This is a genomic window from Arthrobacter sp. ov407 (genome assembly GCF_900102895.1).
GTDB lineage: Bacteria > Actinomycetota > Actinomycetes > Actinomycetales > Micrococcaceae > Arthrobacter.
Map to the genome: position 1 here is coordinate 1 of NZ_FNGD01000011.1, position 21,175 is coordinate 21,175.

The window sequence follows — 21,175 nt, forward strand, 5'->3', positions numbered from 1 at the left end:
CTGGGAAAACTAACGCCAATCGAATATGAAACAATCAACCGGACCGCGCTCACAGCGGCCTAAGACCCCGAGTCAACAAAAGCCGGGGCAGTCCCAGACTCTAATTTTTCGGAACGAACGAGTGCCGTGCGCGATGAGCCGCATAACCGGAGATGTCCCTGCTTAAGTTCTACGGGGCGGACTTCCCGTGGAGACTTTCCAAGCCTTGCCAAGCGAGGCCGACCTCGACCACCATGGAACGCGCAGGCGGATTGACCCTTTGCTTCCGGCCGGGCGCGAATGGGCCGACTGTCAGCTCGACCGGGTCTCAGCACATGGAACGAAGGAGTCCTAATGACTAAGATCAAGCGCCGCCTCCAAAGGGTCACCCGGCTAACCCCGGCCTCTGACCGGGCCAGGTATGGCGAAGAGTGGCAGGGCGACATTGAGGCGGCGGATACGGCGGGCGCAAATGCTGACCGCATCAGCCGCGGCGCGGTCCGGATGGCGATCCACCTCCGGGTGCGCCAGACGGGCCGGCTCCTGCTCGGACAGTTCGGGGTTGTCCCTGCGGTAGTCGCCTGGTTGCTGCTGGCGGTCGTGGCCGCCCTGGCCTTGATTTTCGGCGGCGTCACTCTGCTGGCCGGGCTCGGCGTCGCCGCCGCTGTCATCGCTGTCCTGACGCGGACGGGAGTGCAGACCCACTGGTCGCACTTCGTCCTGCTCGCCTCCCTGATAGTGGGGGCCGCCTCGGCAGCGTTCGTCTGGTGGACCCTGGGCTTGAGCATCGACGCCGCCGATTCGTTCACTCCCGAGCCTCCGGTCACACACTGGGCTGGCACCGCCCTCGTGCTGGTCGTCCTCAGCGCGCTCGGCGTCCTCGTCACAGCGATCATCGCCACCGTTACCGAGGCCGGCCGCCGCAGCGGCGGCCCGCAACCCCGGTAGATCCGGCAATGGGCAAAGCCGCGGCCACCACCCAGTCAACGACCGTGACCCCGACCAGCGCCACAGCAGACACAAAGCGCCTCCCCAACAGTGTCACCCTCGCCGCGGGACGACCGATCCGGTCACGCCAGTGCGCCGCAGGGATCAGCTCCACCGCTCCCAGTAGTCGTCTGCGGCATGAAGAAGTCTCCGTCTGCTCGTCCGTTCCCCGAACAGGGGGTAGCTGGCTGGACTACCCAAGGGGCCGGAAGCGTCATTGCCTGGAGCGAAGTTGACGGCTATCAGAACCGCTATCGCGGGTACTGATGCGAACGTGAGCAAGGCGAGGACCAGCCCGTAAGTGCGCCCGGGTGCCTGTCCATTCCGGGTCCGGATCCGAAAACCGGCCAGATAGGTTCCGAGCGTGGTTCCGTGGGAGTAGAGCGTCCAGTTGGCTGCCACGGTGGCCAGCGCGGACCCGGCTGCGAGCGGCAGCGCGTGTTCGGGAGCGAGAAAGAAAACCAGGCTGGCCGGGACCCATACGAGGAGCGAATCGACAAGAAGCGCGAACAGGACTGAGGGCCAGTTCACTGTCAGGGGGTCCGGGGTATCCACGCAGTGATTCTGGCACGCAACGGCCGGTAGTCCCTCGAACCCGCCGTGACCGGGCGGGGCGAGGCCATCTAGAGAAACCTCAGCGTCAGCGGCAACGGGGAGAGAGTGGGTCAGGCTGCGCATTCAGTGCAGCAGCGGTGGCCGTTTTTCTCACTGGCGATCTGGGAGCGGTGTCGGACGAGGAAGCAGGAGAAACAGGTGAACTCATCCTGCGCCTGGGGGATGACCTGGATGACGAGTTCTTCGCCGGAAAGGTCGGCGCCGGGGAGTTCGACGCCGTCGACGGTCTCTGTTTCGTCCAGTTCCATGACAACGCTGCGGGCGTCGGGGGAGTTGGCCTCTTTAAGGGCCTCCAGGGACGCGTTGCGGGATTCCGCGAGATCGGGTTTCACTTCGTCGTAGTCGGCTGCCACGGTAGCTTCTCATTTCCTCTGGATGATTGTTCGGAATGGACCCTACCGGACGCCCGCTGCAGCGGGAGGCTCCGCCACCGTGGGCGCGCCTCAGCGTCGCTTATGCCGCTCGTGCAGTTGGTCTGGACCTGTCGTCGCCGGATTGTCGCAGCGGCACAGTGGTCGGGGGGTGAAGGGGTACGGGCCAGGCCGTCTTCTGGCTGCTCTTTCAGATCCGTGATCCGCTGGCGGGTCTCTACCACGTTGGAGGATCGACCGTCTATGGGGACGGGCCGTAGAATTTTCCGGTGACCCTTCATATCCGCCTCGCAGCACCAACCGACAATGCGGCGATCGAGCAGATAGAGAACGCCGCCGACCAGCTGCTCATTGACCGGTTGACACCCCACAGATGGGAGCCGGCTCCGGCCGGTGGGTCGAGAGCGGCGGAGCCTGGTTACATCCTGGTCGCGGAAGAGACCGAGGGAAGCGCCGTTATCGGGTTCGTGCACGTCCTCGAACACGACCAGGCTGCCCACATGGAGCAGTTGTCGGTGCTGCCCGAGCACGGTCGGCGCGGACACGGCCGGGCTCTCGTCGAGGCCGCGAAGAACGAGGCACGTCGCCGCGGATACGAGTGCATAAGTTTGCGAACCTATGCCGAAGTCCCCTGGAACGGGCCCTTCTACGCGCGCGTCGGCTTCGTCGAAACAAAGCCGGTCTCCGACTTCCACAAGCACCTCGCGGAGGTGGAGGAGCGATTCGGACTCGACCGGTACGGTCGTCGCATTCAGATGACAGCCGCGCTCCTATAGCTCCGTTCGGAACCTCATATGTGCGGAGCTTCCCGTCCGACTCCCCGGCCGCTAGGCTTCGGGGAAACGAGGTGACCACCCGCGGGTTCTTGGCTTGCCCATGACGCCTGCCGGGCCCCCTCCGCTGCTCAAGAAAGGATCTCTTATGCCGGACTCCAGCGTCGAAGGGATCACACGCTCCTACATCCAGGCCGTTGGCTCCCACGATATGGACGCCCTTGAAAACTTGCTCGGTGAGGATCTCCTGGCCACCTTCGCCGGCACCACCCTCGACAAGGCCGGGTGGACTGCGGCGCTTAAGCGCCTTCTCCCGGTGCTGGTCCGCAACGAGATTCGGGAGGTCTTCACCGCGCAGGACCGTGCCTGCGTCGTGTACGACTTCGTCACCGATACGGCTGCTGGTGCCGTGAGGTGCATCGAGTTGCTCACCATCAACGCAGACAAGATCCGCGAGATCGAACTTGTCCTGGATCGGGTCGCCTTCGCCCCCGTGAATGAGTCCCTGAACGCGCGGACGCCGCCGGTCCAATAAAGATCACCAGTCATCTTCGGCGCAGGCAGTGCCTGGTTTCACTCCGTTCGACGTCCGCGAAGGACGTCAGTGTTCTTTGGTTCTCTTTCACCCGCATTGGGTGAAGACTGCCCCCGCTGGAAGCGCTAGCTTGGAGAACATGTGATGGACCGGACTCAATCGCTTGTGAGACCTCGCTAGAGGCTCCCGCCGTCCAGCGGACGGCCAGCGGAGGGAGTAGGGATGCCCAACTGTTACCAGTCGACCCGATCTAGAAGAAGGAAATTCGGGGCCACCCGAATCGTCACCCGCGCGCCAGGTTGCCGGGAATGAGCGAGCCTGCCGCGTCGGCGCCCAGTATCGATCCGGTCGCCGTGATTCGTTCTAGGGCGTACATCGCTGCGCTCGTGTTGGCAGCGGTCTTGGGCGTTCCCATCTCGATCATTGCGTACGGTTTTCTCGCTTTGGTCGCGGCGGTCCAGAGGTTCGTCTTCGACGAGCTGCCGAATCAAGTCCTCGGGGGTCCTGCTCCTGCGTGGTGGCCGGTTCCGTGGTTGGTGCTGTGCGGGCTCTTGACGGCGTTGACCATCCGATATCTGCCGGGAACGGGGGGCCACTCACCCGCTTTCGGATTCAAGACGGGCGGCGGTCCGCCCAGCGGTCGGGAGCTCGTGGGCATCGTTCTCGCGGCGCTGACCACGCTCAGCCTGGGTGCGGTGCTCGGGCCCGAGGGGCCGCTCATCGCGATCGGCTCAGGCCTCGGGGCGTTGGCGGTGCACCTGGTGAAGAAGGACGCTCCGCCGATGGCCCTGACGATCATGGCGTCGGCTGGCAGCTTCGCAGCGATCAGTACCCTGTTCGGGTCTCCCGTGCTCGGTGCATTCCTGATCATGGAGGCCGCAGGGATCGGGGGAATGACGCTGAGTCTGGTGGCCCTGCCCGGGCTGCTCGCTTCTGGCGTCGGGGCGCTGGTGTTCGTTGGCTTGGACGGCTGGACCGGGTTGGGCAGCTTCTCGCTGGCGCTGCCCGCGGTGCCGCCTGCGGTGCCGCCGACGTTGGCGTCGATGGGCTGGGCGGTGATCATGGGCGCGGTCGGCGCGCTGTTGGGATGGTTGATCCGCTGGGTCGCGCTGTCGCTTCGTCCGGTCGTGCATCTGAACCGGCTGTTCGTGACGTCTGCGCTCGGCTTGCTGATCGGTCTTACCGCGATGGCGTACCAGCTGATCTCTGGGCACAGTTTCACGCAGGTGTTGTTCTCGGGGCAGGACGCACTTCCGGATCTGGTGGAACACGGCGCGGACTACTCGCTTGCTGTGCTGGTCCTGCTGATCGCTTGTAAAACCTTGGTCTACGGACTCTCGCTGAGCGCATTTCGTGGTGGGCCGGTGTTCCCGTCGTTGTTCATCGGTGCGGCGCTCGGTATTGCCGCGAGTGGGTTGCCCGGAATGAATCTGGCGGCAGCGATCGGCATGGGCATGGGAGCCATGTGTGCAGCTATGCTGCGGCTGCCGTTGACGTCGACGCTGCTGGCCACTCTGCTGCTGGGGGCTGACGGTGTGGCCGTAACACCCCAGGTGGTGGTGGCTGTGGTGGTGGCCTTCGTGATCACCAATGTGCTCCCGGTCCCGGGCCCGAGGGCGTCCGCGGCGCCTGACGACGCCGGCAGTGTCCAACGTCGGGCTCCCTCGAGGGCCGACAATGACTGAGATCTCGGGCGCGGGCCGTTTGACCGTACGGGACCGGCGGATCGCCTGGTTGTTCATCATTGGCTCGAGTCTGTTCGCCCTGGGAGCGGTGCCGTTATACGCCGAGGCCGTGGGATTGCGCTTGTGTGCAGTCACATTCTTCGTCGGTTCGCTGTTCTTCACCTGTGCGGCGTTCCTGCAGTACCGCGAAGCCGTTGACGCGCTCCCGGCCGTGGGTGCCACGCGGCGCCATTCGTTTTGGGTGTGGGCGCCGCGGAATCTCGGCTGGCTCGCTGGCGCGGTTCAACTTGCCGGCACGCTGTGGTTCAACTGGAGTACGGCAAACGCAATGCGGGTCAATCTCAGTGCGGCGCTGACCGAGCAGCAGGTGTGGCGACCCGACGCTCTGGGGTCAGTCGCCTTCCTCGTTTCAAGCGGTGTGGCGTTGCGGGATGCCGGTCGCGGCGCCATTGCCGGCCGGCCGAGGACTCGAACGTGGAAGATCGGCGTGATCAACGTGGCCGGCTCCGTTGCGTTCGGCATCTCGGCTGTCGCGGCCTTTGTCATACCGTCGAGCGGCGATGTCTGGAACGCCGAGCTGTCGAATCTCGGCACATTCGTGGGAGGCCTGTGCTTCCTCACCGGCGCGATTCTGATGCTGAGTCCAGAATCCACCGATGCCTCGTCTCCTGCAGGCCGGGGAACTCATCCGTAACACCTTTTCAACAGTCTCTGAAGGAGAAGTCATGTCAATTAATTTCCAGCCAACGGATGCCGACGCGGCACTGTTCGGCAACCGATTTGTCACCCAGGAGGTTCCGAGCCGGGAGTTCCCGGACACCGGCCTTCCTGCTCAGGACGCTTTCCGGCTGGTGTCGGAGGACCTGGAGCTGGAGGGTGATCCGGCCCGGAACCTGGCGACCTTCGTGACGACGTGGATGGAGCCGGAGGCCCAGCAGATCATCGCCGCGAACCTGCACCGCAATTTCATCGACCACGCCGAATATCCCCGCACGGCCGAGATCGAGCAGCGCTGCATTCGGATGCTCGCCGACCTCTTCCACGCGCCCGGCGAGACGACCGGAGCCCGAACCCAGGGATCGTCCGAGGCGATTATGCTCGGCGGCCTGTCCCTGAAGTGGAACTGGCGCAAGCGTCGCGAGGCCGCCGGCGCGTCGACGTCGAGCCCGAACCTGGTGTTCGGCGGCGACGTGCATGTCGTGTGGGAGAAGTTCTGCCGCTACTTCGACGTCGAGCCACGAATCGTGCCACTGCAGCCGGGGAAGTACACGATCGGCCCGGACGACGTGCAGGCCCACATCGATGAGAACACCATCGGTGTCGCAGCCGTGCTGGGTACGACGTTCACCGGGCACAAGGACGACATCGTCGGCATCAACGACCTGCTGCTGCGGATCAAGCGTGAGCGAGGCCTTGATGTGCCGTTGCACGTGGACGGGGCCAGTGGGGGGTTCGTCTGGCCCTTCCTCTACCCGGACTCCGAGTGGGACTTCCGGCTCGAGCAGGTCCGGTCGATCAATGTCTCCGGGCACAAGTTCGGACTGGTCTATCCCGGCATCGGCTGGCTGATCTTCCGGGAGAAGGCCGACCTGGCCAAGGACCTCGTCTTCGAGGAGAACTACCTCGGCAAGACCGACTCGACCTTCACCCTGAACTTCTCCACCGGCTCGGCGATGGTTCTCGCCCAGTACTACAACTTCGTGCGCTATGGTCGCGCGGGTTACACCTACATCATGCAGAACATGCAGACCAACGCCCGCGTCCTCGCCGAGAAGTTGGAGGCCATGGGTCGGTTCGAGATCATCGGCCCCGACGAGGAGCAACTTCCCCTGGTCGCGTTCCGGCTCGCCGCCGACACCGGGTACGACGAGTTCGACATTGCCTGGCAGCTCTCGGCCGAGCGCGGCTGGATGGTGCCGGCGTACACCCTGCCGCCGAACGCCCAAGACGTGACGATCATGCGGGCCCTGGTCAAGGAAACGATGAGCCGCGAGCACGTCGACACGCTCGCCCGAGACATCGAAGAGGCGTGCTCCACGCTGGCGAAGAAGGGCGGCGCGCACGAATCCGAACGAAACAAGATCGTCACCGGATCCGGCCATTGACCCAGTGCGCCGTAGTCCATCTGGATCCGACAACAGGTGCCGGCCAGCATCCGGCACGGCGACGAGATGCCCTGACCTGCAACCCGTTCTGTTGATGCCCTGATGCAGCACGAAGGCTGCATATATACTCTGACGAATCGTTAATCACGTTGGGGGAATTCGTGGGCCGTGTTGTACGTGCTGTCATCTCTGCAGGTCTTGCCGCAATCGTGGTTTTGTCAGGCACGGTGGTGGCATCCCCTGCCATTGCGGTCTCGCCGTACCCCTGCGGAGCAGAATCTTCGGGGGCAGTGGGCACCCTCGAATCCCTGGCTTTGCCGGGAACCATCGTTGCCGGTGACGAGTTGCGGATGCAGGTCAGTATTGGATGCCAGGGGGATCAGCAGGCCGTGCTGGCCCACATGCATCTCACGTTTGAAAACGACCAAGGTATCACCACGAAAGTCAGCGTAGACAAGGCCGGCATCGAAGCCGGGGCAGCTAATGGTGCGTCCACAACTTACACGGTGACCATTCTCACGCCGGAAGGGTCCTTGCCGGAAGGGCTGCAGCGGCTCACCTACGTCACCCCGGTGATGGAAATGGTTCCGCGCTTCCCCACGGGAGCCCAGCCGCCGCTCTACTCACGGACCATATACCAGCCCTACTTGTCGCTGCACCGCACGGCAGGATGGGAAGTCCTGGTGGGCCATCCCACCCATGCTGCCCCGACGCCGCAGGTGCCCTGGGCGTTCAAGGCCGGAGTTCCAGCTGAGGTTCGTTTCCCGGCCTGGGGTAAGGGAGCGGTCCTGACCTACCGCTGGCTCCTGGAGGACGGGACCCCGGTGGCTGACCGCAGAGAATACATCCCGGCGGCAGGCAGCGTGTCGCGGATCGTTGTCACCGGGACATGGCCGGACGGCACGGTGCACGAGCGGTCCTCAATGCTGGCCCGCACCGTTGAAGACGCGGGCGGATTCAACGACGTGACTGTTGGGCAGGCAATGCCCTACAGCGATCACGCAGTCCGGGTTGTCCGTACCGCGCCGGAACAGAGTACGAGGTCCGGGTGGTACCGGCTGCGCTCGGACGGAAGCTTCACGTCCACGCGGGAAGCGGCACCGGATTCCTGGTATCCCGCACCGACGGACGTGGGGCAGAGATTCCAGTTCATCGAGGCCGGCGCCCGTGTAAGGGGAGCCTCTGCGGTTATCACGGTCGGTCCCGCGCCCCTGCCAGAGGACCGGCGCAGCGGCTATGTCCACGGCGACACGCTCGTGAACACGGCGGCAGAACTGCAGCCAAGACTCCAACCCGGCTACCGGCTGACCGCTAACAATCCATGGCCTGCGGGACAGGCAGTCACATACGCTTGGCTGCGCAACGGCAAGACTGTGCCCGGTGCGATCACAGCGGCATACACCCTGGCGGCCTCTGACGCCGGAGCTACTATTCAGGCAGTGGTTCGAACGGGCAGTCCCGGCTATGTCTCCAACGAAGCCAAGGCCTCCGTGGTGAAAATCCCGCTCGTTAACCTGAAGTCCGCTGAACCGCTTGTCTCCGGGAGCGCGCGCGTCGGAGTGACCCTGCGGGCGTCTACCCCCGGGTGGACCGCTGGGACCAAGTTCAGCTACCAGTGGCTTCGTAACGGCCAGACCATTCAGGGCGCCACACGCTCAAGCTATGCCGTGCCGGCCAAGGATCGTCATGCGGTTCTGCAGGTGCGGGTCACGGGCGCGCAGACCTTTTACACGACGGTCACGAGGAAAGGCGCCGAGCACCTCATCAACTACGGCATACTGACCGCCCCTGCGCCGGGTATAACGGGAACCCCGCAAGCGGGACGGACGCTAACAGCCCATGCCGGCTCGTGGACCCCCGGAACACAGCTTCGCTATCAGTGGTACCGGAACAACCAGCCGATCAGGGGCGCCACTATGGCCACCTACCGGATCGCGGCCGCTGACCGCGGTCAAGCCATAAAAGTCCAGGTGCGGGGAACCAAGGAGGGGTACACCGGCATTTGGACAACCTCTGCCCAGAAACGCGTTCAGCGCTGATCGAAGGGCACGATACCCGCGAGGTTCGGTTCCACGTGTAGCATCGCGAGGTCTTCGGCGGCGATGATGATCCCGGACCCGGGTGTTGTGACCGGCTAGGCGAGGGTCAGTACCCGCGGGCAGTTCTGGATTCCCGGGTCGATGCGCTGGGAAGCAACTTAGGATTCGACGTCGGCCGCGGCAATTGCCTTGTCCGTCAGGATGGGCATCATCCCGAGTAGCGCGAGGGTCAGCACTCCCATGATGCCGAACATGGCCTGCAGGCCCAGCCATTGGGCCAGCAGACCGCCCGCTGCTGCACCGAGCGGCATGGTGCCCCAAGCCAGCAGGCGGTAGGCGCTGTTGATTCTGCCCAGTAGGCGGTTGGGAGTAATGCGCTGGCGCAAGGATACGGTGATGACGTTCCACAGCACGATCAGTATGCCGCCCACAAAGAGGATCGGGCCAAGAACATAGGGGTTGTGGGTCATGGCGGGCGCACCTACGAACAGCGCGACTCCGAAGATCGTGAGCGTCAGGGACTTCGACCGACCCAGCCTGGCCTCCGCCCATTCGGAGATGAACGAGCCAAGGAAGGCGCCGAGAGCTGAGGCCGTCAAAAGTAGGCCGAACCCCACTTCGGACAGTTTCATTTCTGAAGCCGGACCCACGGCAAACAGCACCAAGACTGCGAAAGCCGCGCTGGATGCGAAGTTGAACACCCCGGTCATCACCGCGAGCGTGCGAAGGATCTTCTGGTTCCAGAGGAACCGCAAACCCTCACCAATGTCGAATCGCAGTGTCGTTTTCTGCTCCCGCTCTATGCGAAAAGCCCCCGGGATCAGGAGCAGGCCGCCGACGGCCGCAAGCCACAGTGCCGCCGGCACGGCAAGGCCCGCAACAACGCCGATGGCCACCAGCAGCCCACCCAGCGGGGGACCAACGAACTGGTTGGCGGTGAGCTCGACGGCGTAGAGTCGGCCGTTGGCGCGCGAAAGCTGATCCCTGTGCACCACCTGGGGCATGATCGACTGCGCGGAGGTATCGTAGAGCGTTTCAGCCACACCCACCATCAATGCGACAACGTACAGAGCCCAAATGGAGCCGAAATCCAGCAGCACGACGGCGACCAGCAAGGCGGGCAGCATCGCGCGGCTGAGGTTGGCCCACAGCATGAGCTTGCGCCGATCCAGCCGGTCGGCCAGCGCTCCGGCAGTTAGGGCGAAGAGAAGCCAGGGAAGCGTCGCTGCGACGGTCAGCCCGGCAATCAGCGTGGGCGACTGAGTGAGCTGAATGGCCAGCAGCGGCAGCGCGATCTTGAAGACGCCGTCCGCGAGGTTGGACAGCCCGGACGAAGTCCATAGCTTCCAGTAGGACGCACCCAGCGGCGCACGACGCCGTTCTTTCACCTGCGCAGCGTGACCAGTCATAGGTGAACCATTCCCTATTGATTGAGAAAATTCAAGGTGGTTGAATCTAGTACATCAGTTTGTAGGATGGGGTACATGACGGACGCAGAGCAGACGAGCGCGGAAGAGAAAAAACCCGCCGCGAGCGCCCGGGAAATCAAGGCGCTGGCCCATCCGCTGCGCTTGAGGATCCTGCGCCTGTGCGGGCTCCACGAACTGACCAACAAGCAACTCGCCGACCGGCTGGGTCAGGATCCGGGAACGATGCTCTATCACGTACGGCAATTGCTCTCCACCGGATTCCTTGAACCCGCCGATGTCCGCACGGGAGCGAGTGGCGCGCTGGAGAAGCCGTATCGTTCCACGGGGCGGTCCTGGAATCTGGACACCGCACTGGGTGAAGCTGGTCCGGACGGCCCGCTGGCACCGATCGAGGCGTTTCGGGAAGAGCTCACGGAAGCAGGGCCGGACGCGCTCACCAGCCTCTCACGCTTCGTTCTACACCTCTCAAAGGAAGACGCTGAGGACCTCATCACGCGCATCGACGCTGTGCTGAGCGAATACACCGAAAGTGATCGGCAGCGATCGGATCAGCCCGCCTACGGCGGCATCTTTGTCCTGCACCGGTCGTCAGACTAGATCGTCGGCCCCTTCAGGAAACGACTTGCCGAGGCACAACGTGAGGCCTGTCAGGCCGGCCGTGCCTCGTCGACAGCACACAGCAAGGTAGCAGGCACACGCTGCAGGGCGGGCCCCGGGCATGAGCTACGGGCCTTGCGAACTAGCAGGGGCAGCCTTAATCGTAGATGGTGGGGATGGCCGGCTCGCCGGGCTGCAGCCGGTCCACCACCCGAGGCAGCTCAGCCATGGAGGCCATGTGCCGTTCCCGCGCCCGTCCCACCGCGTCCGGCCCGGTCCAGCCGGGCAGGATTTCGCCACCCTTCATGAACTGCTGCAGGAGGGGGCGTCCGTTCCTGCCGGCGGCCGGCGCGTGGCCCACGCCGAGGACCTCGTGGGTGGCGGTGCCGCGGTCATCGAGGCGGCGCACGGCGAACTTGCGGCCGCCCATGTTGATCTTGTCCTTCGAGGTCTTCGCCACGGCGGTCAGCTCACCGGAGTCACCGGCCCGGCTCACCAGCTTGTAGACCATCCCGGCCGTGGGCGCCCCGGATCCGGTCACCAGCGATGTGCCGATGCCATAGGAATCTGCCGGTGCAGACCGGAGCGCGGCGACGGAGAATTCGTCCAGGTCCGAGGTCACCACGATCCTGGTGTGCATATTGCCGAGGCTGTCCAGGAGTTCGCGGACCCACCGCGCCTGGGCCACGAGGTCTCCGGAGTCGAGCCGGATAGCCCCGAGCCTGTCTCCGGCGAGGTCGACGGCGGTGCGGACGGCCGCTTCGACGTCGTACGTGTCCACGAGCAGCGTGGTGCCGGGCCCGAGCGAGGCCAGCTGCGCGGCGAAAGCTTCGCGCTCGGAGTCGTGGAGCAGGGTGAAGGAGTGGGCCGCGGTGCCGATGGTCCGGAGGCCGTAACGCCGTCCGGCGGCCAGGTTGGACGTGCCGGAAAAGCCGGCGATCACGGCCGCGCGGGCCGCTGCGGCGGCCGCTTCCTCGTGCGTGCGGCGGGATCCCATCTCAATGCAGGGCCTGCCGCCGGCGGCACTGATCATCCGGGACGCTGCCGACGCGATGGCGCTGTCATGATTCAGCACCGACAGAACGTAGGTCTCCAAGACGCAGGCCTCGGCGAACGTCGATTCGACGATCAGGACGGGGGAGTGCGGGAAATACGCTTCACCCTCCGGGTAACCCCAGATGTCACCCGAGAACCGGAAGGCGGCCAAATGGTCCAGCGTGTCCTGATGGACCACGCCGGCGCCGGCCAAAAAATCGAGGTCGTCCTGGTCGAAGCGGAAGTCCGCGATCCCCTCCAGGAGCCGGCCGGTGCCGGCCACAATGCCGTACCGGCGCCCGGCCGGCAGCCCCCGGGCAAAGGCCTGGAAGACGGACCTGCGGTGTGCCGCCCCGGAGTGCAGGGCCGCCTGGAACATGGTCAGCTCATAGTGGTCGGTAAACAGGGAGGTCCGGCGTCCGCCCGGGCCGGCCGAAGTGTCCATGCTCCACTCTAGGCCGGGGCCGCCCCCGGAGCAGCAGGTCGGGGTCATGGCCGGAGTTCGCCGGAAACGTGCGGAGTCGTCGGAAACTTCCGGCGAACTCGGGCGTTTCCGGCGAAATCGACGACGCCGGGCTCAGACGGCGCAGCCGTCGGGACCGCAGGCGCCGGATTCGGCGGTGTCCGCAGCGTCTCCGGCATCGGCGCCCACCATGACCAGCGGGTGGCTGTCCTGCCACGCCTGCTCGAGGGCCGCGCTGAAGGTCTCCGCGGGCTGGGCGCCGGAGAGCCCGAATTTCCGGTCAATCACGAAGAACGGGACGCCGCTGATGCCCAGGGCGCGGGCCTCGGCGAAGTCGTTGCGGACGGCGTCGGCGTAGGCGTCCGTGCTGAACAGTTCCGCCAGTTCGCCGGCGTCGAGCCCGAGGTCCAGGCCCAGGGCGGTCAGGTACTCCTGGCTGCCGATGTCTTTGCCGTGCTCGAAGTGATCGCTGAGCAGGCGTTCCTTCGCGGCGTCCTGCCTGCCGTGCGCGGCGGCGAGGTGGATCAGCCGGTGGGCGGTGAAGCTGTTGGCCACCACGACGGCGTCGAACCGGTAGTTCAGCCCCTCGCCCTTGGCCTGGGCCGCGACGTGCTCGAACATCTGCGAGACCTGCGCCGGCGCCATGCCCTTGCGCGTGCTCAGGTAGTCCAGTTCGGTGCCGTCATAGTGCTCCGGGAGCGTGGGGTCCAGCTGGTAGCTGCGCCACTGCACCTCCACGGAATCGCGGTGCGGGAAGGCCTCGAGGGCGGTTTCGAAACGGCGTTTGCCGATGTAGCACCAGGGGCAGGCGACGTCGGACCAGATCTCAATCTTCATGCCGGCAACAACCCCGCCAGCGCCGGGTCCATTCCCCGGCGGCCTGTCGGCTTCGTCACGGCTTGGTATTGGGCTCGGCTGGCTGGGCGGGCTCGCGCTCACGGCGCGACCGGGCGCTCCATCACGAAGTCGTGTTCCACGGTGTTGCCCAGCTGGAAGGACTTGGTGCCGACCTTGCGGAAGCCGGACTTCTCGTAGAACCGGATGGCACGGGCATTCTGGTTGTTCACGCCGAGCCAGAGCCCTCGGGCGCCAGCTGCCGCGGCCGCACCGATGCTGGCGTGCATCAGTTCGGCCGAGGCGCCGAGTCCGTGGTGCTCCGGGTGGACGTAGCACTTGCTGAGCTCGGTGCACGGGAGTTCGCTCAGGACTGCGGCTACATCCGGATCCCGGGTGGGGCGGGCCACCAGCAGGCTGTAGCCGCGGAGATCGCCGCCGGCGTCGATTACCAGCACCGTTACCGCGGGATCGGCCAGATAGGCCCGGAAATTGGCCTCGCTCAGGGTATTGGCCACGTGTGCCGCGATGTCCTCCGGCCGGGATTCCGGCGGGCACGCCAGCGGGAAGGTGACGGCCGCGAGCGCTGCCAGCCGCCCGGCGTCGTCCGCGGTTGCTGTCCGGATCTGGTGCGTCATAGTGGAATCTCCTGGCAAGCGCCTAATTTCTTCGCCAGCTAACACGTCAATCGGCGCCTCCGCCGGCGCTAGCTGTCCGGAAGAGACTCTAGCGGGTGGTGGTCGCCCTGCTGCAGCGCCCTCACAGGCTGCGCAGGAAAGCCAGACCACTTTCAGCCAACTCGTCCTGGCTCGGAGCCAGCGGCCGCCAGATCGACGCCGCGACGGCAATGGCGGCATTGTCGACCGTGAAACTTTCAATGTTGAGGGGCCCTGTGTAGCCCACTTCATTCAGGACCTGGAGGAAGCCTTTCCAATCGGTCTGGTCCCCGCCGGGGGCGCCGCGGTCGTTGCCGCAGACTTGCACGTGCACCAGATGTTCTCCGGCGGCCCGGACCGCCGCGGCCACCGATCGCTCCTCGATGTGTAGGTGGTAGCTGTCCAGCGCGAGGCCGACGCCGTTCCCGAGCAGCGGTCCAAGGGCCTCAAGCGCCTGGTCCACCGTGTTGATCAGCGATGTTTCATACCTGTTCAGGGGTTCGATACCCAGCACCACGCCCGCCTCCTGTGCCCGGGCCGCTACCGGCTGGAGGTTTCGGCGCAGCTCCGCGTAGGCGTCCCGTCGCTGCTCCCGCGACATTCGCCAGACCCGGCCAGTTCGGGCGTAGAAGGGCCCACAGACAGTAGGCGAGCCGATGCTGCCCGCCATGGTGACGCAGGCTTCCAGGTAGGCCTGGGTCTTTTCCACGGAAGCCGGATCCGCCGCCACCAGGTCCCGGCCCGGTGCCATGGCCCCCACCAGAAACGGTTTCAGCCCATTTCCCGCGAGGGATTCCAGCACCGTTGCGGACGTGAAGTCGCCCGCGTTTTCGAGCGGGAGTTCGACGGCGTCAAACCCCATGGCGGCGATTTTCGCCAACAGTCCGGGAAGGCTGGAGTCGGTCAAGGGGGATTCCCAGACCCAGGTGCTGATTCCGATCAGACGCATCACGCGGCCATCTTCCATATGTTTGTCCTGCCGATGGGTCCCGCGCCAGCGGTCCCGTGGGGGAACTCCGCGGGTCCGCGGGGCCGCGTCAGGGCATCTGCCGTTTCTGCCAGACCTCCGGGTAGCCGGGCAGGTCCTCGCCGCCGAACTTGGCGTAGTGCCCGCTGGGCATGCCCTGGTTCCGCTGCAGCCAGTCGTCCAATTCGTTCGCGAGGATAGGCTTCTGCGGCAGAACCCATTCGGTCGGGATCTGCTCGCCCTTGAAGATCTTTTCCAGTGCCAGCAGCGGGGTTCGCCATTGGAAGTTCGAGTAGACCGGGGCCATGGCGTCGATCCCGGTTTGCTTCCACTTGGTCAGGAAGCTCATCTCATCTTCGCCGGTCATCACGGGCAGCTTCTTGCCGGCATCTTCGAAGGCCTCGAGGGCAGCCACCGCACCGTCTCCGGCATCCATCCAAACGCCCTTGACGTCACCTGTGGCCAATTCATCGGAGATGATGTTCTTGATCTTGGTAGGGTCGGCGCCGGTGAAGTAGTCCTTGGCCTGGATTCCCTTTTCCTCGAAGATCTTCTTGGCCGCCGCCCAGCGGTGCTCCAAGACATCCACACCCGGGAGGATGCGAAGGGCAACGACCTTGTCCCCGGACTGAAGCCTCTCACTCAGGAAGGTGGCGGTGTCGATGCCCCAGGCGAACCCACCGATCGGGTGGATGAACGTGGTGGCACAGTCAGTCTCCACACCGCGGTCAAACACCACCACGGGCTTGCCTGTCTGGCAGGCACGTTCGACGGCTTGGGTGAGGGCGGCCGTGGAATTGGGTGAAATGACGAACGCATCGCATTTGCCCTCGGCGATGAAATAGTCAATGTCCGCAATTTGGGTGTTGTCATTGTCCTTGGCGTCCCGGGTCTCCATTTCAGAAATGACGCCGGTGCCCTGGAGTGCCTTGAGTTGCTGGTTCATGGTGATCCAGCCGGTTTGCCGCCAGGGGTTGGAGATGGAGGCGTTGGCGAAGCAGACCTTGTGCGCTCCCGGGGACTTGAACTTGGACGTGTCCGTCATCGGGCCCGCGATGTACTGCAGGTAGGGCTGCTCCGGGTTCCCTTCAAAGGTTGCCGACCGCTGCTGGTTCTGTGTGTCGTAGAGCGCCTGGTCAAACCAGTCTTTGCTTGCGGGACTGGATGCCGCGGCAGAGCCGGTGCCGGTCCCTGTCGTTTGGGTGACGGATGGCTCGGTGGTACATGCGGTCAGGGCCACCAGCGGCAATGCTGCGGCAAGGGCGATCGCGCGGACAGAGTTATTGCGCATCAGACTCTTTCTCCTCCTTGTTCGGTGCCCTCGGCGGGCGTGGGTGCTGCGGCCAACTGGTGCTGTTCGTCATGGGCAGCGGAACTGGCTCCCTTGCGCTTGCGCTGCCACGACCTGGATGCCGCGGCCACGGCGATGATGATGATTGCTCCTTGGACCGTGTCCCGCCACGTTGCCTGGAGACCCATGAAATTCAGGAGGGTGAACAGGGACTCGAGGGCGAACGCCCCGGCCGCGGCGGACAGGACCCAGCCGCGCCCGCCGCCCAGCACAACGCCGCCGAGGACGACGGCGGTGATCGCTGTGAACTCGTAACCGCGCCCCACCGACGGGTGCACGCCCGCGTAGCCCACGAGCAGGATGCCGGCCACGGTGGCCGACAGTGACGACATCATGAAGGCCCGCGTCCGCACCCACCAGACGCGCGAGCCGGCCAGTGCGGCCGCCTCAGGATTGTCCCCGACCGCGATAAGCATGCGGCCGTAGGGGCGGCGCATCAGGACGAACCCCGCGACCGCCACCGCTGTCAGGATAATGACCGGGTAGGGAATGACGTCCAGGACCGGAACGTCCTGGATGCCGCCGCGCCCGATCTGCCGGAAGCTGTCCGCAGGGTTCCCTTGGGCCGCGCCGCCGGTCCAGTAGAGGACCAGCCCGAGCAGCGCCAGCATCATGCCCAGCGTGACAATGAAACTAGGGACTTGTAGCAAGGTTGTGATCAGTCCGTTCACCAGTCCGACGAAGGCGCCCAGCACCAGCATCAGGACCAGCACGGGGATCACTTTGGAATCGTCCTGCCGTATCAGGTTGCCGGCAACGATGACCTGCATCGTCACGACCGATCCCATCGACAGGTCGAATTCCCCGCCGACAATGACGAAGTACTGGCCGATGGCGGCGATGGCAATGGGGGCAGTCCTGCCGACGAACCGGATGAAGGAGCTCGGCTCCCCGAAGGACGGGTTTAAGACGATGATGGCCGCCAGGAGGCCGATCAGCAGGACGAAGACGGCGCCGCCGGGGGTGCGCACGGCGCGCAGGAGCCGCTCGGAACGGCTGGCACGGTTCTGCTTGAGAATGGCGCTGCGCTCGGAGTTCAGTGCCGTACTCATGGCCCCTCCACGGGCACAGGCTGGGCCGCGGGTGTTTCCGCGGAACCTTTCGCGGGGAACCGTTCCGGTCTGCTGACGATCCGGCGCCGGGCATAGACGGCGACCGCGAGCACGATGACTACGCCCCTGACCACATCCTTCAGAAACGGGTTGACCTGCATGACGGACATGATGTTGTCCAGCATGGCAAAGATCAGCACGCCGCCGAGGGTGCCGGTGATAGTTCCTTTGCCACCGGAGAGCAACGTGCCGCCGAGCACAACTGCGGCGATGGAGAGCAGATCGTAGCCGCCCTGGGAACCTACAGTGGGACTGCCCACGCCCAGCCTGCTGGCCAGGAGCAGCCCTGCCATCCCTGCCAGGACGGAACAGATGACGTGCGCCGTAATGACAGGCACGTCAACGCGGATTCCGGAAGTACGGGCGACGGCAATGTCGCCGCCGACAGCGTACAGATGGTGCCCGACGCGTGTGCGGTGCAGGAGCAGCATGGCCAGCCCCGCACAGGCCAGCATAATGATCGTGGAGATCGGAACCGGACCGAGCCCCGTGGCCCCGACCATGCGGAACGCAAGCGGTGTCTCACCGAAGCTGCCCTTGAAATTGGTGGCGAGGTAGCCGCTGATGATCAGGCCCACGCCAAGCGTGGCGATGAAGCCGTGCACATTCAGGCGGGCGACGATCAGCCCGTTCGCGAGTCCAATGACTGCTGCCGTCCCCAGCGTCAGCAGGACTGCGGACAGGACGTTGTTTGGGTTGTTGGCCATCACGCCGGCGGCGATGAGGCTGGCCAGGCTGGTGACGTAGGGAACTGACAGATCCAGGCTGCCTGCGAGGATGACCAGCGTCTGGCCGATCGCGATGAAGCCCAGAACGCTGGTTCCGGTGAGGATGCTCGAGATATTTCCTGGGCTGAAAAAACTCCGCCCGATGGAGTTCACTAACAACGCACCCAGAATGAGCGTCACGAGCGCCACGAGGTAGACGATCTGGGTGGAGGACAGTCTCTGGAAGAAGCCCGCTCGCTGATTCATGCCTCTCCTTCGGGTGCCGTCCTGGCGCCGGTTCCCAGCTGCAGGATGGCTTCTTCTGACGTTCCGGCAGGCAGTTCACCGACGAGCCGGCCATCACGCAGGACAAGGATGCGGTCCGACAGGCCGATAACTTCAGGAAGCTCGCTGGACACCATCAAGATGGCCTTGCCCTCCGCCGCGAGCTGGCGCATCAGCCGGTACACCGCCACTTTGGCTCCCACGTCAATGCCGCGGGTGGGTTCATCCAGCAGGACGAGCCGGGGGCGGATAGCCAGCCACTTGGCGAGGACCACTTTTTGTTGGTTGCCGCCCGACAGGTACTGCACCTCCTGGTCCAGGTCCCGGGCGATAACCTCGAGGGAGGAGAATACGCCCGGAATTTCTGTCCTGACGGCTCCAGTGCGGCGCGGAAAGACCGACCTGATCACACTGAGTGCGTTGTCCAGGATGGACTGGTTCAGGCTCAGGCCCTCAGCCTTGCGGTCCTCTGTGATCAGGGCCATCCGTGCCCGCACGCCTTGGCGGGGTAACTTGGGCATCAGCTCCACGCCTGCCATTTTCATCGTTCCGCGGGTGAAGGGCGCTGCGCCAAAGATGCCGTGAAGCAATTCCGTGCGGCCGGACCCTTGAAGCCCTGCCAGGCCAACAATCTCGCCGGGCCGAATGCTGAGGCTGATTCCGTCCAGCTGCCCGTTTCCGGCGCCCTGCAACTCGAGGATCGGCTTCTCCTCAACGCCGTCAGCGTCCACGTCCTCCCGGGGTAATTTGTCCGGGAAGAACGCCGAGATGGGACGGCCCACCATCAGCCGGACCAGCCGGGCGTCGTCGAGCTCGGAGGCGGGTAGGGTGCTGACCACTTTGCCGTCTTTCAGGACGGTGATGACGTCGCAGAGGTCGAACACTTCGCGGAGACGGTGGGAGACGTAGAGGATGGCCGTGCCACGTTCACGGAGGCGTGCCACGATCTCGTAGAGAAGTTCGACCTCGGCGCCGGCCAGGGCCGCAGTCGGCTCGTCCATGGAGATGATCCGAGCGTCGTAGCTGACCGCCTTCGCGATCTCCACTACCTGCTGCTCAGCCACAGTCAGGCTCCGCACCTGCGTGGTGGGCCGGATGGCGGCGATCCCCAGAGAATCAAGCAACTCCGCCGTTTGCGAATTCATCAGGGTCTTGTTCACGAGTAGTCCGCGGCGCGGCTCCCGGCCAAGGTAGATGTTCTCGGCCACCGTCCGGTCGGGGAGGAGGTTGAACTCCTGGAACACGGATGACAGCCCCGCTTCGTGTGCCTTCGTGGGGTGGCTGAAGTTCACTTCCTGGCCGTCCAGGAGTACCGTTCCGGCGTCGGGCTGGTACACCCCGGCCAGCACCTTCATCAGGGTGGACTTTCCGGCGCCGTTTTCCCCCACGAGCCCGTGCACCTGGCCTCGGTGAAGGCTGAGATGGGCATCTTCCAGTACGGGTACGCCGAAAAAACTCTTGGTCAGTCCGCGGACCTCCAGGATTGGCGGTGGTGCCGGAGAGCCGGAGTGGAGCGCCTCGGAAGCATTCATGGCATCAGTTTCGTTGTGGTTCTCCATCGATGCGCCCTCCACGAGCTAACTGTTACAGCACCGGTTCTGATCCGTCAAGGAATAAACGAGCGTTCACTATTGCCGCTTTTCGCCCAGTTCCTTACTGCTTGAAGGCGGCGTCGAAAGAGGTGTTCGACGCCGGGAAGTCGTACTTTTTGAGCGCGGCGAGGGCCTCGGGGGCGCCGTGCAGCCGGTCCATGCCGGCGTCCTCCCACTCGACCGAGATGGGGCCGTCGTAGCCGATCGCGGTCAGGGCGCGGAAGGACGATTCCCACGGCACGTCCCCGCGGCCGGCCGAGACGAAGTCCCAGCCGCGGCGCGGGTCGCCCCAGGGCAGGTGCGAGCCCATCACGGTGTTCCGGCCGGTGGGCCGCAGCTTGGTGTCCTTGCAGTCCACGTGATAGATCCGGTCCTTGAAGTCCCAGATGAAGGAGACCGGGTCGATGCCCTGCCACATGAAGTGGGACGGGTCCCAGTTCAGCCCGAAAGCTTTGCGGTGCCCGATCGCTTCGAGGGTCCGGACGGTGGTCCAGTAGTCGTAGGCGATCTCGGAGGGGTGGACCTCGTGGGCGAAGCGGACCCCGCATTCGTCGAAGACGTCCAGGATGGGGTTCCAACGGTCGGCGAAGTCCTGGTAGCCGGCCTCGATCACCTTTTGCGGCACGGGCGGGAACATCGCGACGTACTGCCAGATGGAGGATCCGGTGAACCCGACCACGGTGTCCACGCCGAGGGCTTTGGCGAGCCGGGCGGTATGTTTCATTTCCTGCGCTGCGCGGGTGCGGACGCCCTCGGGGTCGCCGTCGCCCCAGACCTTGGCCCCGACGATGGCCTCATGCCGGAAGTCGATCGGGTCATCGCAGACGGCCTGGCCCTTGAGGTGGTTGGAGACGGCCCAGACTTTGAGGTTGTACTTCTCCAGCACGGCCAGCTTGGACTCGACGTAACCGGGCTCGTCCCAGCGCCAGGCGTCCAGGTGGTCGCCGGAGACGGCGATTTCCAGGCCGTCGTAGCCCCAGCCGGAGGCCAGGCGGGCGACTTCCTCGAAGGGCAGATCGGCCCACTGGCCGGTGAACAGGGTGTAAGAGTGGGGCAT

20 protein-coding genes are annotated in these 21,175 nt (G+C 65.0%); 8 read left to right on the forward strand and 12 right to left on the reverse strand.

What is annotated here, in order from left to right; translation table 11 throughout:
* Positions 1–333: 333 nt before the first annotated feature.
* Complete coding sequence (locus BLS42_RS14370) at positions 334–927, forward strand: hypothetical protein (RefSeq protein ID WP_090582297.1); 594 nt, start codon at positions 334–336, stop codon at positions 925–927.
* A 144-nt stretch (positions 928–1,071) separates the two neighbouring features.
* On the opposite strand, the gene BLS42_RS14375 is transcribed toward BLS42_RS14370, so the two are convergent.
* Both BLS42_RS14375 and BLS42_RS14380 read right to left on the reverse strand, forming a co-directional pair.
* Positions 1,072–1,521 (reverse strand): RDD family protein, encoded by a 450-nt coding sequence (locus BLS42_RS14375; RefSeq protein WP_143019200.1) that lies wholly within the window; start codon positions 1,519–1,521, stop codon positions 1,072–1,074.
* A 110-nt stretch (positions 1,522–1,631) separates the two neighbouring features.
* Positions 1,632–1,934 (reverse strand): DUF4193 domain-containing protein, encoded by a 303-nt coding sequence (locus BLS42_RS14380; protein WP_090582301.1) that lies wholly within the window; start codon positions 1,932–1,934, stop codon positions 1,632–1,634.
* A 287-nt stretch (positions 1,935–2,221) separates the two neighbouring features.
* On the opposite strand from BLS42_RS14380, the gene BLS42_RS14385 reads away from it, so the two are divergent.
* The 6 genes from BLS42_RS14385 to BLS42_RS14410 all read left to right on the forward strand — a co-directional run bounded on the left by BLS42_RS14385 (position 2,222) and on the right by BLS42_RS14410 (position 9,089).
* On the forward strand, positions 2,222–2,728 hold the full coding sequence (locus BLS42_RS14385) for a GNAT family N-acetyltransferase (protein WP_090582303.1): 507 nt from the start codon (positions 2,222–2,224) through the stop codon (positions 2,726–2,728).
* 145 nt (positions 2,729–2,873) lie between these two features.
* Positions 2,874–3,260 carry a nuclear transport factor 2 family protein gene (locus BLS42_RS14390; protein ID WP_090582304.1) on the forward strand — a complete coding sequence of 129 codons (387 nt, stop codon included), beginning with the start codon at positions 2,874–2,876 and terminating at the stop codon, positions 3,258–3,260.
* A 308-nt stretch (positions 3,261–3,568) separates the two neighbouring features.
* Positions 3,569–4,945 (forward strand): chloride channel protein, encoded by a 1,377-nt coding sequence (locus tag BLS42_RS14395; protein WP_090582306.1) that lies wholly within the window; start codon positions 3,569–3,571, stop codon positions 4,943–4,945.
* Positions 4,938–5,639, forward strand: a complete 702-nt coding sequence (locus tag BLS42_RS14400; RefSeq protein ID WP_090582308.1) for a hypothetical protein — start codon at positions 4,938–4,940, stop codon at positions 5,637–5,639. Before BLS42_RS14395 ends, BLS42_RS14400 begins: the two co-directional genes overlap by 8 nt.
* Positions 5,640–5,670: 31 nt before the next feature.
* Positions 5,671–7,050 carry a glutamate decarboxylase gene (locus BLS42_RS14405; RefSeq protein ID WP_090582310.1) on the forward strand — a complete coding sequence of 460 codons (1,380 nt, stop codon included), beginning with the start codon at positions 5,671–5,673 and terminating at the stop codon, positions 7,048–7,050.
* Between the two features lie 230 nt (positions 7,051–7,280).
* Positions 7,281–9,089, forward strand: a complete 1,809-nt coding sequence (locus BLS42_RS14410; protein WP_143019202.1) for a hypothetical protein — start codon at positions 7,281–7,283, stop codon at positions 9,087–9,089.
* Positions 9,090–9,247: 158 nt separating this feature from the next.
* Here BLS42_RS14410 and BLS42_RS14415 read toward each other — a convergent pair whose 3' ends face one another.
* Positions 9,248–10,498 carry an MFS transporter gene (locus BLS42_RS14415; RefSeq protein ID WP_090582314.1) on the reverse strand — a complete coding sequence of 417 codons (1,251 nt, stop codon included), beginning with the start codon at positions 10,496–10,498 and terminating at the stop codon, positions 9,248–9,250.
* A 75-nt stretch (positions 10,499–10,573) separates the two neighbouring features.
* Between BLS42_RS14415 and BLS42_RS14420 the strand changes: the two genes are divergently transcribed.
* Complete coding sequence (locus BLS42_RS14420; protein WP_090582316.1) at positions 10,574–11,116, forward strand: ArsR/SmtB family transcription factor; 543 nt, start codon at positions 10,574–10,576, stop codon at positions 11,114–11,116.
* 157 nt (positions 11,117–11,273) lie between these two features.
* Here the strand turns inward: BLS42_RS14420 and BLS42_RS14425 are convergent, their stop codons facing one another.
* The 9 genes from BLS42_RS14425 to BLS42_RS14465 all read right to left on the reverse strand — a co-directional run bounded on the left by BLS42_RS14425 (position 11,274) and on the right by BLS42_RS14465 (position 21,175).
* Positions 11,274–12,596 (reverse strand): nicotinate phosphoribosyltransferase, encoded by a 1,323-nt coding sequence (locus BLS42_RS14425; RefSeq protein WP_090582318.1) that lies wholly within the window; start codon positions 12,594–12,596, stop codon positions 11,274–11,276.
* Positions 12,597–12,728: 132 nt separating this feature from the next.
* On the reverse strand, positions 12,729–13,451 hold the full coding sequence (locus tag BLS42_RS14430; protein ID WP_090582320.1) for a DsbA family oxidoreductase: 723 nt from the start codon (positions 13,449–13,451) through the stop codon (positions 12,729–12,731).
* 98 nt (positions 13,452–13,549) lie between these two features.
* Positions 13,550–14,086, reverse strand: a complete 537-nt coding sequence (locus BLS42_RS14435; protein ID WP_090582322.1) for a GNAT family N-acetyltransferase — start codon at positions 14,084–14,086, stop codon at positions 13,550–13,552.
* Positions 14,087–14,207: 121 nt separating this feature from the next.
* A complete protein-coding gene (locus tag BLS42_RS14440) occupies positions 14,208–15,053 on the reverse strand; it encodes a sugar phosphate isomerase/epimerase family protein (RefSeq protein WP_090582561.1) in 846 nt (281 codons plus the stop codon).
* An 88-nt stretch (positions 15,054–15,141) separates the two neighbouring features.
* On the reverse strand, positions 15,142–16,362 hold the full coding sequence (locus tag BLS42_RS14445) for a substrate-binding domain-containing protein (protein ID WP_090582324.1): 1,221 nt from the start codon (positions 16,360–16,362) through the stop codon (positions 15,142–15,144).
* On the reverse strand, positions 16,362–17,474 hold the full coding sequence (locus BLS42_RS14450) for an ABC transporter permease (RefSeq protein ID WP_090582327.1): 1,113 nt from the start codon (positions 17,472–17,474) through the stop codon (positions 16,362–16,364). Before BLS42_RS14450 ends, BLS42_RS14445 begins: the two co-directional genes overlap by 1 nt.
* A complete protein-coding gene (locus tag BLS42_RS14455; protein WP_090582329.1) occupies positions 17,471–18,508 on the reverse strand; it encodes an ABC transporter permease in 1,038 nt (345 codons plus the stop codon). The genes BLS42_RS14450 and BLS42_RS14455 overlap by 4 nt, the downstream gene beginning before the upstream one ends.
* A complete protein-coding gene (locus tag BLS42_RS14460; RefSeq protein WP_090582563.1) occupies positions 18,505–20,058 on the reverse strand; it encodes a sugar ABC transporter ATP-binding protein in 1,554 nt (517 codons plus the stop codon). The genes BLS42_RS14455 and BLS42_RS14460 overlap by 4 nt, the downstream gene beginning before the upstream one ends.
* Positions 20,059–20,179: 121 nt before the next feature.
* Positions 20,180–21,175, reverse strand: coding sequence for a sugar phosphate isomerase/epimerase family protein (locus tag BLS42_RS14465; RefSeq protein ID WP_090582331.1), 996 nt, complete (start codon positions 21,173–21,175; stop codon positions 20,180–20,182).

Bases quoted from the DNA above. Each gene is read 5' to 3' on its own strand.
- BLS42_RS14450 (WP_090582327.1), bottom strand. From the start codon at position 17,474: ATGAGTACGGCACTGAACTCCGAGCGCAGCGCCATTCTCAAGCAGAAC.
- BLS42_RS14390 (WP_090582304.1), top strand. From the start codon at position 2,874: ATGCCGGACTCCAGCGTCGAAGGGATCACACGCTCCTACATCCAGGCC.
- BLS42_RS14405 (WP_090582310.1), top strand. From the start codon at position 5,671: ATGTCAATTAATTTCCAGCCAACGGATGCCGACGCGGCACTGTTCGGC.
- BLS42_RS14440 (WP_090582561.1), bottom strand. From the start codon at position 15,053: ATGCGTCTGATCGGAATCAGCACCTGGGTCTGGGAATCCCCCTTGACC.
- BLS42_RS14455 (WP_090582329.1), bottom strand. From the start codon at position 18,508: ATGAATCAGCGAGCGGGCTTCTTCCAGAGACTGTCCTCCACCCAGATC.
- BLS42_RS14370 (WP_090582297.1), top strand. From the start codon at position 334: ATGACTAAGATCAAGCGCCGCCTCCAAAGGGTCACCCGGCTAACCCCG.
- BLS42_RS14420 (WP_090582316.1), top strand. From the start codon at position 10,574: ATGACGGACGCAGAGCAGACGAGCGCGGAAGAGAAAAAACCCGCCGCG.
- BLS42_RS14395 (WP_090582306.1), top strand. From the start codon at position 3,569: ATGAGCGAGCCTGCCGCGTCGGCGCCCAGTATCGATCCGGTCGCCGTG.
- BLS42_RS14430 (WP_090582320.1), bottom strand. From the start codon at position 13,451: ATGAAGATTGAGATCTGGTCCGACGTCGCCTGCCCCTGGTGCTACATC.
- BLS42_RS14415 (WP_090582314.1), bottom strand. From the start codon at position 10,498: ATGACTGGTCACGCTGCGCAGGTGAAAGAACGGCGTCGTGCGCCGCTG.
- BLS42_RS14460 (WP_090582563.1), bottom strand. From the start codon at position 20,058: ATGAATGCTTCCGAGGCGCTCCACTCCGGCTCTCCGGCACCACCGCCA.
- BLS42_RS14400 (WP_090582308.1), top strand. From the start codon at position 4,938: ATGACTGAGATCTCGGGCGCGGGCCGTTTGACCGTACGGGACCGGCGG.
- BLS42_RS14435 (WP_090582322.1), bottom strand. From the start codon at position 14,086: ATGACGCACCAGATCCGGACAGCAACCGCGGACGACGCCGGGCGGCTG.
- BLS42_RS14465 (WP_090582331.1), bottom strand. From the start codon at position 21,175: ATGCCCCACTCTTACACCCTGTTCACCGGCCAGTGGGCCGATCTGCCC.
- BLS42_RS14425 (WP_090582318.1), bottom strand. From the start codon at position 12,596: ATGGACACTTCGGCCGGCCCGGGCGGACGCCGGACCTCCCTGTTTACC.
- BLS42_RS14445 (WP_090582324.1), bottom strand. From the start codon at position 16,362: ATGCGCAATAACTCTGTCCGCGCGATCGCCCTTGCCGCAGCATTGCCG.